The sequence below is a fragment of the Cetobacterium somerae ATCC BAA-474 genome, assembly GCF_000479045.1.
In the GTDB taxonomy this organism is placed as follows: domain Bacteria; phylum Fusobacteriota; class Fusobacteriia; order Fusobacteriales; family Fusobacteriaceae; genus Cetobacterium_A; species Cetobacterium_A somerae.
Window position 1 is genome coordinate 1 of record NZ_KI518216.1, and the last position, 13,080, is coordinate 13,080.

A 13,080-nucleotide genomic window follows, 5' to 3' on the forward strand; every position below is an offset into this window, starting at 1 on the left:
ATATAAATATAAATATAAATATAAATATAAATGGAGGGTGATTATGTCAAAATATTCTGAAATGTTAAAATTTAAAGAGGAGGAGTATAGAAATAGTGCTAAATTAATAGGAGAGGCTAAACCAATAGCAGAGGAAATTGCTAATATAGTAACAAAAGATGGATTTTCAAATATATTCTTTACAGCAGTTGGCGGTAGTTTAGCACCTTTAATGGCAATGGGAGAGATTGCAAAGCAACTTACAGAACTTCCTGTTTATGTAGAACAGGCAGCAGAATTGATTGTAAGAGGACATAAGGCTTTAACAGAAAAATCATTGATAATAACATTGTCAAAATCAGGAGATACAAAAGAAACTGTTGAAATGGCTAAAAAATATAAGGAGATGGGGATAAGAGTTATATCTTGTACAAAAAATTTAGAATCTCCTTTAGCTAAAAATTCTAATTATGTAATTCCAATGAGACATGAAAATGGTGTAGAGTATGAGTATATGTTATTGTTTTGGTTGTTTTTTAAAATTTTATCAAATAGAGGAGAGTTTTTGGATTATAATGATTTTGGAAATCAGTTATTATTACTACCAGAAAATTTATTAGAGGCAAAATTACAGTTTGATCCTCAAGCAAAAGAAATGGCAAAACAATATTATAAAGAGCCTTATATGATTTGGATTGGTGGTGGTGAAGTGTGGGGAGAGACATATCTTTTCTCAATGTGTTTATTAGAAGAGATGCAATGGTTAAAAACAAAGTCTGTTACAAGTTCAGAATTTTTCCACGGAACTTTAGAAATAGTTGAGGAAGATACTTGTGTATTTTTAGTTAAAGGATCTGGAAAAACAAGAGCTTTAGACGATAGAGCTGAAAAGTTTTTGAAGAAATACACAAAAAAATTAAGTATTATTGATACATTAGATTTTAAATTAAATGGTATAGATGAAAAGTATCGTTGGATAATAGCACCAACAATTGCATCAACAGTTTTAGTTGATAGATTGGCATTTCATTTTGAAGATAATACGAAACACTCTCTTGATATTAGAAGATATTATAGACAGTTTGATTATTAAAAAAAGTTGTAGCTTTAAGCTACAACTTTTTTTGCATATTAGATAGGCAGACATATTGATTTATATATTATTTAAGAGCTAAATTTTAAAGATCAAGTGTAAAATTAAAATATGCCTTAGTTAATTCAATAAAAGTTTTACATGCTTTTGATAAGTAAGTTCCTTTTTTATAACTAACTACAACATCCCAACTTGGATTTCCTTTAATGGGAAAATAAGAAAGAGATTGGATACTTTTTTTTGCATAGTAATGGGGAACTACGCTACAACATAAAGAGGATTCAACAGCTTTTATTATACTACTGGTAAATGTTGTTTCAAATAAAATATGAGGTTTGATTCTAGCTTCTTCAAAAATATTGTTAATTAAGTCTCGATTAGTAGAGTTTTCATTCATAAAAACAAAAGGTTCATTACAAAAATCATTTAATTCAATAGGTTTTAATGATTTTTTATCTTTATTAAAACTGTGATTTTTAGATGTTATAAAAACCATTTCTTCAGAATAGATAAGAACATAGTTATCATCTGTTCGTTGATCTTTAGAAAGGGTCATAAATCCCAAATCAATTTCTCCGTTAGCAATTTTTTTTTGCTGTTGATAAACTGAAAGTTCAATAGGAATTATAGTTAAATATGGATAAAGAGATTGAAATTCTTCAAAAATAGATGTAAATAGCTCAATACCCCGACCTGGAGTTAAGCCAATAATAAGCTTTCTTTTTTTATTTTCAACATAATCATAAATCATATTATATGCATTTTTTTTAATCTCTAAAATCTTTATAGCATTTTCGACATAGATTTCACCAACTTTTGTAAGTTTCCATCCACCACGGTTTCTGTTAAAAATTTGAGCTCCAAGTTCACTTTCTAATTTTAATAGTTGTTGATTTAAAGCTGATTGGGAAATAAAAAGTTTTTTTGCAGCATGGGTAATATTTTTTTCTTTTACTATCTCAATAATATACTCGATTTGTTTAAGATCCATAACTCCTCCAAATATAAGGCTTTTTAAAGTTATTATAGAATTTATTTTTTTTAAAATCAAGTTATTATAAGAAAAATTAAGATAACTCTTAAAAATTAGAATTTTACTTAATAATAAAAAATATATATAATTATAACGAAGATAATGTTTTAATAACAAATATAATGATTGTAATTAAAATATAAAAGGAGGAGATGTATGAAGGGGAGTATAAAAAAATATTTAGTTGGATTAGTTTTAGGAGCTATTTTTATGGGATGTGGAAAAACTGAAGATAATAAAACTTTTAAAGGAAAAAATGTGAGGGTTGTAATTGGATCTACTTCAACTTCAGGAGATTCATATTTAATTGCAGATACAACGTCAAGACATTTAGAGAAAGCCTTGGATGCAAAGATAAAAGTTGATGCGGTGGGGGCTGCAGAAGCTTTAGCAACAATGCAAAGTGCTAAACCAGATGGAAATACTATAATGATATTTCATGATATGACATATTTAGGTGTAGACTTTGGAGCATATGATAAAGAGTATGATTTAAAAAATATGACAATAGGACCAAGAGTTGCTCAAAATCCAGGAGCAATATGGGCTGCAAAAAAAGATGCACCTTATAATACTTTAGTAGAAATACCACAGTACTTAATAGATAATCCAGATAAAACTATACGTATGGCTTGCGAAGCTGGAGGAGTTTCACATATAGGATTTATAACATATTACGATTGGGTTAAGAAAAATTATGGTGAAGATTTAGCAAAGAGAATTGTGGTAGTTATTGGTGGATCAACAGCAGATAAAACACAATTACTTTGGGATAATAATTGTGATGTAATTTTTGCTGATTATACATCTTTAAAAGATTATACAGAGACTGATGACAAAAAAATTGCTATGAAATTTGTTGGACTTTTAGATAATATTGAGGGAGTAGATGTAAAGTCTTATAAAGATATGGGAATTACATTAGATGGAAAAGATTTTGCATTTTCAAAAGATTTCTTGGTATATATGCCTAAAGGAGTAGCACCAGAGCTAATTAAAGAATTAGATATGGCTGCAAATAGTATTTCTAAAACTTCAGAATATAATGAGGCTTTAGGGAAAATGAAATACAGATCTGAATATCTAGATTCAACGAGTGCAGCTCAATTTATAAATAACAAAAGAGATGGAATAAAGAAACTAATAGAAACTTCACCATCATTAGATGAATTAGTAAAGAAATAGGAGGTTAAAATGAGAATTAATTATGTTCCATCAACTTCACACTTAATATTTCCTCCGATTATATTGGGAATCTTAATATTTCTTCTAGTAGTTATGTTTATTCAAAGAATAATCAAGTGTAAAAAAAATAATGAAAAGATTTTTGATTATAAAAACTATACTTTTTTTCAAAAAAATTGGGATAAATTAAAACTAATAGGAACTCTGGTTTTATTTGTCTTATATATAAAAAGTATGCTTATATTTGGATTTTTATTATCGAGTATAGTTTTTATATCGCTATTTAATATATTATTTGTTGGAATACAAAATAATAAAAAGTCACTTATAAATTCGGTAGCGATTTCATCTGGATTTTCAATAGGGATTTGGTTTTTATTTGGATATGTATTTCAGATTACATTACCATAAAAGGAGAAAAAAATGATAACATTTGGCTTATTACAATTCGTTATGATAGTTATAGGTGTATTAGTTGGTATTATATTTGGTGCTCTTCCTGGAATGACAGCAACAATGGCTATAGCTATATTTCTTCCATTAACATATGCATATGATTTAAATACATCACTATTTTTATTATTAGGTCTTTATGTAGGAGGAATTAGTGGTGGTCTAATACCGGCCATATTAGTAAATATACCAGGAACACCATCATCAATAACAACAGGATTTGATGGATATCCAATGACTAAAAAAGGTGAGGGAGAAAGAGCGTTAAAAATAGGAATTATAGCATCTTTAATAGGAGGATTAATTAGTTTAATTGCACTTTGGTTATTTACTCCACCTTTAGCAAGATTAGCTATAAAATTTTCAGCAGTAGAGAAATTTTTAATAATTTTATTTGCGATGACAGTTATTGCAGCTTTATCAAAAGGAAATATGATAAAGGGAATATTTGCAGGATTTCTAGGAACTTTTGTAGCTTTAATAGGACAATTTCCAGACAATAATATGGTGAGAATGGTACCTAACTTTTTAAGAGTAGAATTAAGAAGTGGATTTCAATTACTTCCAGTTTTAATAGGATTATTTGCTTTAGCTCAAATTTTCCAAGAGGCTGAGATGGGTATGAAATCAAATAAACTTTCTGCAGATATGGCAACGGAAAAGCAGAAGTTTTCATTGAAAGATTTTAAAGGACAACTATTTAATATATTGAGATCAAGTTCAATAGGAACTTTTATGGGGATACTTCCTGGAGTAGGAGGAAGTGCAGCATCGTTACTTTCGTACTCTCAAGCTAAAAACTTTTCAAAAAATCCAGATGAATTTGGAAAAGGATCGATAGAGGGACTTGTAGCTAGTGAAAGTGCTAATAATGGTTTAACAGGTGGAGCACTAATACCATTGTTATCTTTAGGAATACCAGGTGATAGTACAACAGCAGTTTTGGTAAGTGCTTTTATGTTACAAGGAATTCAAGTAGGTCCACTATTTATAACTAGGAATCCTGAAATTTGGCATACAATTTTATTTGGACTATTGATAGCAAATATACTTATGTTTGTACTTATGTTTTACCCTATAAAGTATATTGCAAAAGTAATAACAATTCCTAAACAAAGAATGTATCCAGTTATTATATTGATGTGTGTTGTAGGAACTTATGCAATACGTAATGGAAATATGTTTGATGTGTGGACATTACTTCTATTTGGGGTTGTTGGATATATATTTGGAAAAGTAGGTATTGCAAGTGCACCATTTTTAATAGGATTTATATTAGGACGAGATTTAGAAAAGTATTTTGTAGATTCAATAAAAGGATCTGGTGGAAATTTATTATGTTTCTTTCAAAGACCAATTGGAAATGGAATATGGGTATTAATAATCTTGTCTATAGGATATGCAATTTATGATAATAATAGAGAGAAAAAACAAAAAAAAACTAAAATAGCAAAGAGGGAAGATTATGAAGAAAGAGCTATGCATCAAAATTAATGAAAATGACAACGTAGCTGTAGCTATAAAAGATATAGATAAAGGGCAAGAGATAATAAAAGGAGTTGTAGCAAAAGATATGATTCCACAAGCTCATAAAGTAGCCTTAGAAGATATAAAAAAGAATGATGATATTGTAAGATATGGAGTTACTCTTGGATACGCAATTGATGATATAATAAAAGGTCAATGGATAAATGAAGAGATGTTAAGATTACCTATATCACCAAGTTTAAATAATTTAACTTTTGGAAGAGATACAGAAAATATACTACCTCAAGCTTTGGTAAAAAAATGGTTGGGATATAAAAATCCAAATGGTGGATATGGAGGTACTAGAAATATACTTGGAATAAATACAACTGTTCAGTGTGTTGCTGGGGTTGTAAATAAAGCGATTGAAAAAATGAAAAGAGAGCTATTACCTAAATATAAAAATGTTGATGATATTGTAGCAATTAATCACGCATATGGATGTGGAGTAGCAATTAATTCGCCAGATGCAGAAATACCTATTAGAATTTTAAGAAATATTTTAAAACATCCAAATTTTGGTGGACAAGTTATGGTGGTTGGATTGGGATGTGAGAAATTAACTGTAGAGATGTTATGTGAAGATAAAGATATAAACTCAGAAAATGTGATTATTTTACAAGAGAAAAATGGATATAGAGATATGATAAGTTCTTTAATGGAAATGGCTGAAAAAAAATTAGAAGTATTAAATGAAAGAAAAAGAGAAGAATTACCACTTTCAGAGCTTTTAGTTGGAATGCAGTGTGGAGGAAGCGATGCATTTTCAGGAGTAACAGCTAATCCAGTAGCTGGATATGCTACAGATATGTTAGTTCAAGGTGGAGCGACAGTTTTATTTTCTGAAGTAACTGAAGTAAGAGACGGAGTAAATATTGTTGCTCAAAGATGTACAAGTGATAAAGTTGGAAATAAGTTAGCATCTGAAATGAAGTGGTATGATAATTATTTAGAGAATGGAAAGGTAGATAGAAGCGCAAATCCAACACCTGGAAATAAAAAAGGAGGACTATCAAATATAGTTGAGAAAGCTATGGGATCTATAGCTAAATCAGGAAGAGCACCTATTGCTGAAGTTCTTTCACCAGGAGAGAAACCAACCACAAATGGATTGATTTATGCAGCAACTCCAGCTAGTGATATTGTTTGTGGACCTTGTCAATTAGCATCTGGAATTGGATTACAAGTATTTATGACAGGAAGAGGAACTCCTTATGGATTAGCTTTAGCTCCAGTTATAAAAGTTTGTTCAAGAAGTGAGATGAAAGATAAGTGGAGTGATTTAATAGATATAAATGCAGGGGTTATTTTAGATGGACAAACAACAATAAAAGAAGTAGGAGAGACACTTTTTAATGAGATTGTACAGGTTGCTAGTGGAAACAAGAAAAGTCTAGCAGAAGAACATGAATTACATAATGACTTTTGTATATTTAATCCAGCACCAATAACATAACTATTAATACTTAAATATACTAAGATAAAAAAACATAAAGGAGAGTAAGATGATACCTAAAATAGTTGAGATGAATGTAATACCAGTGGCTGGTTATGATAGTATGCTTTTAAATTTAAGTGGAGCTCATGGACCATATTTTACAAGAAATATAGTTATATTAAAAGCAAGTAATGGTGAGATAGGAGTGGGAGAAGTACCTGGTGGAGAAAAAATCAGAAAAACTCTTGAAGATGCTAAAAAGCTTGTTATAGGGAAAAGTATTGGAGAGTATAAAAATATAATAAAAAGTATATATGAAAACTTTAAAGATAGAGATAGTGATGGAAGAGGAACACAAACTTTTGATTTAAGAACCACAGTTCATGTTATGACAGGAGTAGAAGCACCACTTTTAGATTTAATGGGAAAATTTTTAAAAGTTCCAGTAGCTGCACTTTTAGGAGAGGGACAACAAAGAGAAAAGATAAAAATGCTAGGATATTTATTTTATATAGGGGATAAAGATAAAACAGATTTACCTTATATTGATTTAGATGATGAATCTGATGAATGGGGGAAAGTTAGAAGAAAAGAGGCATTAACTCCAGAGAAAATAGTAGAGTTAGCTAAGGCTGCTTACAAAAGATATGGATTTGAAGATTTTAAATTAAAAGGTGGAGTTTTAAAAGGAGAAGAGGAAATAGAGGCAATAAAAGCTCTAAGTAAAGAGTTTCCAAATGCAAGAATTACACTAGATCCTAATGGAGCTTGGTCTTTAGCAGAAGCTATATCATTATGTAAAGATATGAAAGGAATTTTAGCTTATGCAGAAGATCCTTGTGGAGCAGAAAATGGATTTTCTGGAAGAGAGATTATGGCAGAGTTTAGAAAAGCTACAGGACTTCCAACTGCAACAAATATGATAGCAACAGATTGGAGACAAATGCAACATTCGGTAGTTTTAAATAGTGTTTCAATCCCTTTAGCAGATCCACACTTTTGGACAATGGAGGGATCTGTAAGAGTGGCTCAAATGTGTAAAGAATTTGGGTTAACTTGGGGGTCGCATTCAAATAACCACTTTGACATATCTTTAGCTATGTTTAGCCATGTAGCGGCAGCAGCACCAGGTGAAATAACAGCTATTGATACTCATTGGATTTGGCAAGATGGACAAAATTTAACAAGAAATGCTCATAAAATTGAAAATGGAGAGATAACAGTTCCAAAAGATATTCCAGGATTAGGAATAGAGATTGATATGGATAGGATTATAGCAGCTCACAAGTTATATGTAGAAAATAACTTAGGTGCAAGAGATGATTCTTTAGCGATGCAGTATTTAATAAAGGATTGGAAATTTGATAATAAAAAACCTTGTTTAGTAAGATAATTTAGGAGGATAAAATGAGAGTAGGATTTATAGGATTAGGAATAATGGGTAAACCAATGTGTAAAAATGTATTAAAAGCTGGATATGAGGTTATAGCATATGACAGAAATATTGAAGTAATAGAGGAGTTAAAAGAGGTAGGAGTAAAATCAGCTTTAAATCCAAAAGAGGTAGGAGAAAATTGTGATGTTTTAATAACAATGCTACCAAATTCTCCACATGTAAAAACAGTTTTATTTGGTGAAAATGGAGCAGCAGATGGATTAAAACCGGGAAGTGTGGTAATAGACATGAGTTCTATAAATCCTGTGGAGAGTAAAAATATAGCAAAAACTTTAGCTGAAAAAGAGATTTATCTATTGGATGCTCCAGTTTCTGGTGGAGAGCCAAAAGCTATTGATGGAACAATATCAGTTATGGTTGGTGGAAATAAAGAGATATTTGAAAAATATTATGACCTTATAAAATCAATGGCAGGATCTGTTGTTAGAGTTGGAGATGTTGGAGCTGGAAATACAACAAAATTAGCAAATCAAATTATAGTGGCTTTAAATATAGCTGCTTTAAGTGAAGCATTTATTCTTTGTGAAAAGGCAGAGGTAGATCCGCAACTTGTTTTTGAAGCTATAAGAGGTGGATTAGCAGGAAGTACTGTTATGAATGCTAAAGCACCAATGATGATAGAAAGAGATTTTAAACCAGGATTTAGAATTGATTTACATATAAAGGATTTACAAAATGCTCTTGATACATCACACTCAATAAATGCCTCACTACCGTTAACTGCACAAATTATGGAGATATTACAGGCTTTAAAAATAGATGGGAAAGGAGAGAGTGACCATTCAGCTATTGTAAACTATTATGAAAAAATAAATAATATAACAGTTGGAAAGAAATAATACTAAATAAAATCATGGAGGATAAAATGAATACAGATTGGCTAAAAGGAATATATGTACCTATACTTACTCCTGTAAAAGATGATGAAAGTATCGATTTAGATAAATTAAAAAAACAAGTTAATTTTATAATAGATGGTGGAGTACACGGTATATTAGCTCATGGAAGTAATAGTGAGTTTTATATGTTTGACGATAATGAATATGAAATTATTTTAAAAACTATATTGGATGAAGTTAATGGAAGAGTTCCTGTAATTATGGGCATAGGTGCAATTAGAACATCAAAATGTGTTAAATTAGCTAAGATGGGAAAAGAATTAGGAGTTGCAGGAGTAGCTGTTTTACAACCAATGTTTTTAAAACCTACAGATGAAGAGTTATTTATGCACTTTAAAACAATAGCTAATTCTGTAGAAAATTTACCAGTTTTAATCTATAATAATCCAAGAATTGGATATACTTTGTTATCAAATTTAGTAGAAAGATTAGCTAGAGAGGTTAAAAATATAGTAGGAATAAAGGACTCTAGTGGAGATATAAATCAATTACTAGAATTTATAAGAAAAACAAGAGATTTAAATTTTAAAGTTTTTGGTGGAAAAGATACAATGTTATATTCTTCTTTAAATATAGGTGCTGTAGGTGGAGTTTGTACAACTGCTAATATTTTTCCAGAGCTTATTGTATCAATATATAATGAGTATATGAAGGGAGATTTAAAAGAATCCTTAGAGTTGCAATTTAAATTAAATCCAGTTAGAATCTCAATGGATAAGGCTAGTTTTCCTGTAGCTACAAAAGATATGGCGAATATAAATGGAATGGATGTAGGATTGCCCATAAAACCAAACTTATCATCACCAAAAGATACAATAGATTTCATGAGAAACGAGATGAAAAAAGCTAAAGTATTAAAGGGGTAATTTATGAAAAAAGAAGATATAAAAGTCGTTATAGCTATAGATTCTTTTAAAGGGAGCATTTCATCTAAAGATGCAGCAATAGCTATAGAGAGAGGTATTTTAAATTATTCTAAAGATAAAGTTTTAATAGAAAAAGTTATAGTTGCTGATGGTGGAGAGGGTACAGTTGAGGCCATTGTAGAAAATACTAAAGGGAAATATGAATATGTTGAGGTATCTAATCCATTTGGGAAGAAAAGAAAAGCAAAAATAGGAATTTTAAAAGGAGAGATTGCTGTTTTAGAAATGGCGGAGGCAGCAGGAATAAACTTAATAAAGCTAGATGATTTAAATCCATATAAAACAACTACATATGGTGTAGGAGAGATGATAAAAATTGTTTTAAATATGGGGATAAAAAAAATCTACATAGGGTTAGGTGGGAGTGCAACTAACGATGGTGGTGCAGGAATGCTGAATGCCTTAGGAGTAAAATTTTATGATAAGTATAAAAATGAGTTTATTCCAACTCCTGAAAAATTAAGAAATCTTGAAAGCATAGATTATAGTGAATTAGATAAAAGATTAAAAGATATTGATATACATATACTTTCAGATGTAAATAATATATTATGTGGAATGAATGGTGCTTCTTATATATATGGTCCACAAAAAGGAGCGACAAAAAAAGATATAGTTGTATTAGATGAGATATTGAGGAAATATAGTGAAATTTTGGATGAGAAATTAGGAGTAAAGTTTGCAGATAAACCTGGAAGTGGAGCAGGAGGAGGAATTGGATATGCATTTTTATCTCTTTGTAATGGAAAGTTTAATCAAGGAATAGATGAAATACTTAAAATGATTGAATTTGAAAAAATAATTTCTGATGCAGATTTGATAATAACAGGAGAAGGGCGTATAGATAATCAATCTATAAATGGTAAAACTCCCATTGGAATAGCTAAAATATCCAAAAAGTATGAGAAAAGTGTGATAGCAATTGTAGGGAGTTCAAGTAAAGAGTTAGATTTAATTTATCAAAATGGAATAGATTTGGTTTTAGATATAATAAACGAACCTATGAATTTAGATGAGGCTATAAATAATGTAAAGCAACTTTTAGAATTTACTGGTGAAAAAGCTATTAGAGCGTATATGTTAAGAAAATAATACAAAAAAATTTGGTCAGTCTAGAGGTTTTAGAAGAAATAGAGGGAAAGAATAATGAGTAAGAATTGACGTTTTGAGAGTAGAATCTCTATTTTGGACTAAAATTATAAACTTTTATAAAAAAAGTGTTGTAAAATAAGAATGATGTATAAATGTTACTATTTTATGTACAAAAGTCCACAAAAACGACTCTTTAATTTGAGATTTAAGGCGTTCGTTTGAAATTGATCTAATTAGTAGCCGTAAGGTTAAAAAATGATATATAAAGGTGTAAAAAGCCTATTAAGAGCATATTTGTGAAATGTATTACAAATATGCTCTTTTTTATTCAGTTTTAGCAATAAAATCTTTATTAAGATTAGTATACCCTAACTTGAAGACTTTAATTAGATCCAGATCTATAGAGCGTTTAAACAGATGTAATACTATCCTTATTGTCAATCATGAACTCTTTTAGAGTTCTAAACTCACCTTCAGGTTCTAAATAATCAATAGAGTATTTATTTCCTAATATGAAATTTTTCCTAGCCTCAGCTAATCTTTTATCATTTAGGTTTAGTATATCAATTGTTACCTTAGCTTTTTCATAATCAGTTCCTATAGAATTTTTAGGTCTTACCTCTCCTGTTTTAATATCATATGTTAAAAAATCTTGTGGATTTTCTAGAACTGGATTTATAAAATCGGAACTCCATTGACTTCCTTTACTATTTCCACACCTTTTAGAACTTTTACAAGCAACTATAAGATTATTAAAATCTTGAAATTCATTAGGAAATATATCTTTTGGCTTAATATGTTCTGTCTCACTTGTATCTACATCTATTTCAATTTCACAATATGGACAGCATAACTCTTGTTCTTCAAAAAGAGAGTATTCTCTAAGTTGTTGCTTTATATAACGATAAGAATCGTATTGATTCCAGTTAGAAAGGGAATGTTTCTTTTTAAACTCTTGAAAAAATTTTGGCTCAGGGGTTTTATTAACTTTGAACAAGTTTATTCCCCCCTTTGCTCATTTTGCTTTTTTTTAATGTTAATATCCATTTTAATCAGCATTAAATCTTGATCTGTTCCTCCTAGAGTAGCAGTCATTTCTTTCATTAAACTTTTAAATTCCTCAGAATTATACTGGTTATTATCAACTAGTTCTCTTAATTTTTTTAAAGACCTAAAAATATTTGGATTTCTTGTTGTTTCAAGGCCCATAATATCCTCTAAAATTCTATCTACAGGTTGACCTAAAGAGCTATAAAGTTCTTCATCTTTTAAAGCTTTTATCTCTCCGTTCTCATCTCTAGTTAGAATTATAAGGTTTTCTTTAGGAACACTTCCTAATATATGAGGAGAGTGAGTTGCTACAATAATCTGGTTATTTTTTCCTATTTTTTTATACACTTCGAGAATTTTTTGCTGCCATTTTGGGTGTAAGGATAGCTCTGGTTCATCGATTAAAATAATAGAGTTTTCAGGTTCTAACATTTTTATCGCTAAAGTTCTTACAAAAAGTTGCTTTTCACCAGATGATAACTCGTTTATATCGAACTCTTCACCTGTAGAATTTGAAAAAATAGGCATACTTCTTTCATCCCTAGAAAGTCCCTGTAACTTTATATCTAAATCTAAAATTGAAAAGATATCATTAATCTCTTTAGCTACCTTTTCTCTAACCTCTTTTCCAGTTAAATCTTCCTCTGTATTGCTAATATAAGTAACTCTTGTGGCTATATATGAAGCTATATTCGAGATTAGGCCTGTATCTACAATATTTAAAAAATTATAGTGTCGTTCTAACATGTTAGTTTGTGTTTGAATACTTTGAAAATTAATTTCTGTTGGAATATATATAATTTTAGGTAAAATCTTTAAAGAATTATTTAAAACTTTAAAATTAGAATCTTCTGGATTATGTAATCTATTATTTTCATATAATTTCAATGAATTAAATAAATTATTATAAATAAGCTCGTTTATTTCTTCCTCTTCTTTTTCAAATACA

Annotated in this window: 12 protein-coding genes; 9 read left to right on the forward strand and 3 right to left on the reverse strand. The window is 29.5% G+C overall.

Annotation, left to right across the window (positions count from 1 at the left end):
* The first annotated feature begins 43 nt into the window (after positions 1–43).
* On the forward strand, positions 44–1,072 hold the full coding sequence (locus tag HMPREF0202_RS13850) for an SIS domain-containing protein (RefSeq protein ID WP_245576474.1): 1,029 nt from the start codon (positions 44–46) through the stop codon (positions 1,070–1,072).
* A gap of 85 nt (positions 1,073–1,157) precedes the next feature.
* Here HMPREF0202_RS13850 and HMPREF0202_RS13855 read toward each other — a convergent pair whose 3' ends face one another.
* Complete coding sequence (locus HMPREF0202_RS13855; RefSeq protein ID WP_040407676.1) at positions 1,158–2,063, reverse strand: LysR family transcriptional regulator; 906 nt, start codon at positions 2,061–2,063, stop codon at positions 1,158–1,160.
* A 198-nt stretch (positions 2,064–2,261) separates the two neighbouring features.
* Between HMPREF0202_RS13855 and HMPREF0202_RS13860 the strand changes: the two genes are divergently transcribed.
* From HMPREF0202_RS13860 to HMPREF0202_RS13895, 8 genes are read left to right on the forward strand one after another with little or no spacing between them, the layout of a single operon-like run.
* Positions 2,262–3,290 (forward strand): tripartite tricarboxylate transporter substrate-binding protein, encoded by a 1,029-nt coding sequence (locus HMPREF0202_RS13860; protein ID WP_023051357.1) that lies wholly within the window; start codon positions 2,262–2,264, stop codon positions 3,288–3,290.
* A 9-nt stretch (positions 3,291–3,299) separates the two neighbouring features.
* Positions 3,300–3,701 carry a tripartite tricarboxylate transporter TctB family protein gene (locus HMPREF0202_RS13865; protein WP_023051358.1) on the forward strand — a complete coding sequence of 134 codons (402 nt, stop codon included), beginning with the start codon at positions 3,300–3,302 and terminating at the stop codon, positions 3,699–3,701.
* 12 nt (positions 3,702–3,713) lie between these two features.
* Positions 3,714–5,237: a tripartite tricarboxylate transporter permease gene (locus tag HMPREF0202_RS13870; RefSeq protein WP_023051359.1), complete on the forward strand. Its 1,524-nt coding sequence runs from the start codon at positions 3,714–3,716 to the stop codon at positions 5,235–5,237.
* Positions 5,209–6,726 carry a galactarate dehydratase gene (gene garD, locus HMPREF0202_RS13875; protein ID WP_023051360.1) on the forward strand — a complete coding sequence of 506 codons (1,518 nt, stop codon included), beginning with the start codon at positions 5,209–5,211 and terminating at the stop codon, positions 6,724–6,726. Before HMPREF0202_RS13870 ends, garD begins: the two co-directional genes overlap by 29 nt.
* Before the next feature lie 49 nt (positions 6,727–6,775).
* Positions 6,776–8,101, forward strand: coding sequence for an enolase C-terminal domain-like protein (locus tag HMPREF0202_RS13880; RefSeq protein ID WP_023051361.1), 1,326 nt, complete (start codon positions 6,776–6,778; stop codon positions 8,099–8,101).
* Between the two features lie 14 nt (positions 8,102–8,115).
* Positions 8,116–9,003 (forward strand): 2-hydroxy-3-oxopropionate reductase, encoded by an 888-nt coding sequence (gene garR, locus HMPREF0202_RS13885; RefSeq protein WP_023051362.1) that lies wholly within the window; start codon positions 8,116–8,118, stop codon positions 9,001–9,003.
* A 26-nt stretch (positions 9,004–9,029) separates the two neighbouring features.
* Positions 9,030–9,929: a dihydrodipicolinate synthase family protein gene (locus HMPREF0202_RS13890; RefSeq protein ID WP_040407678.1), complete on the forward strand. Its 900-nt coding sequence runs from the start codon at positions 9,030–9,032 to the stop codon at positions 9,927–9,929.
* Positions 9,930–9,932: 3 nt separating this feature from the next.
* On the forward strand, positions 9,933–11,081 hold the full coding sequence (locus HMPREF0202_RS13895; protein WP_023051364.1) for a glycerate kinase: 1,149 nt from the start codon (positions 9,933–9,935) through the stop codon (positions 11,079–11,081).
* 409 nt (positions 11,082–11,490) lie between these two features.
* Here HMPREF0202_RS13895 and HMPREF0202_RS13900 read toward each other — a convergent pair whose 3' ends face one another.
* Together HMPREF0202_RS13900 and HMPREF0202_RS13905 are read right to left on the reverse strand one after the other, a co-directional pair.
* Positions 11,491–12,078, reverse strand: coding sequence for a retron system putative HNH endonuclease (locus HMPREF0202_RS13900; RefSeq protein ID WP_023051365.1), 588 nt, complete (start codon positions 12,076–12,078; stop codon positions 11,491–11,493).
* Positions 12,079–12,080: 2 nt separating this feature from the next.
* Positions 12,081–13,080, reverse strand: a 1,000-nt coding sequence (locus tag HMPREF0202_RS13905; RefSeq protein ID WP_023051366.1) for an AAA family ATPase, incomplete at its 5' end; no start/stop codon positions are given.

Coding starts and splice junctions, on each gene's coding strand:
- HMPREF0202_RS13855 (WP_040407676.1), bottom strand. CDS start 2,063: ATGGATCTTAAACAAATCGAGTATATTATTGAGATAGTAAAAGAAAAA.
- HMPREF0202_RS13865 (WP_023051358.1), top strand. CDS start 3,300: ATGAGAATTAATTATGTTCCATCAACTTCACACTTAATATTTCCTCCG.
- HMPREF0202_RS13880 (WP_023051361.1), top strand. CDS start 6,776: ATGATACCTAAAATAGTTGAGATGAATGTAATACCAGTGGCTGGTTAT.
- garR (WP_023051362.1), top strand. CDS start 8,116: ATGAGAGTAGGATTTATAGGATTAGGAATAATGGGTAAACCAATGTGT.
- HMPREF0202_RS13860 (WP_023051357.1), top strand. CDS start 2,262: ATGAAGGGGAGTATAAAAAAATATTTAGTTGGATTAGTTTTAGGAGCT.
- HMPREF0202_RS13895 (WP_023051364.1), top strand. CDS start 9,933: ATGAAAAAAGAAGATATAAAAGTCGTTATAGCTATAGATTCTTTTAAA.
- HMPREF0202_RS13850 (WP_245576474.1), top strand. CDS start 44: ATGTCAAAATATTCTGAAATGTTAAAATTTAAAGAGGAGGAGTATAGA.
- garD (WP_023051360.1), top strand. CDS start 5,209: ATGAAGAAAGAGCTATGCATCAAAATTAATGAAAATGACAACGTAGCT.
- HMPREF0202_RS13890 (WP_040407678.1), top strand. CDS start 9,030: ATGAATACAGATTGGCTAAAAGGAATATATGTACCTATACTTACTCCT.
- HMPREF0202_RS13870 (WP_023051359.1), top strand. CDS start 3,714: ATGATAACATTTGGCTTATTACAATTCGTTATGATAGTTATAGGTGTA.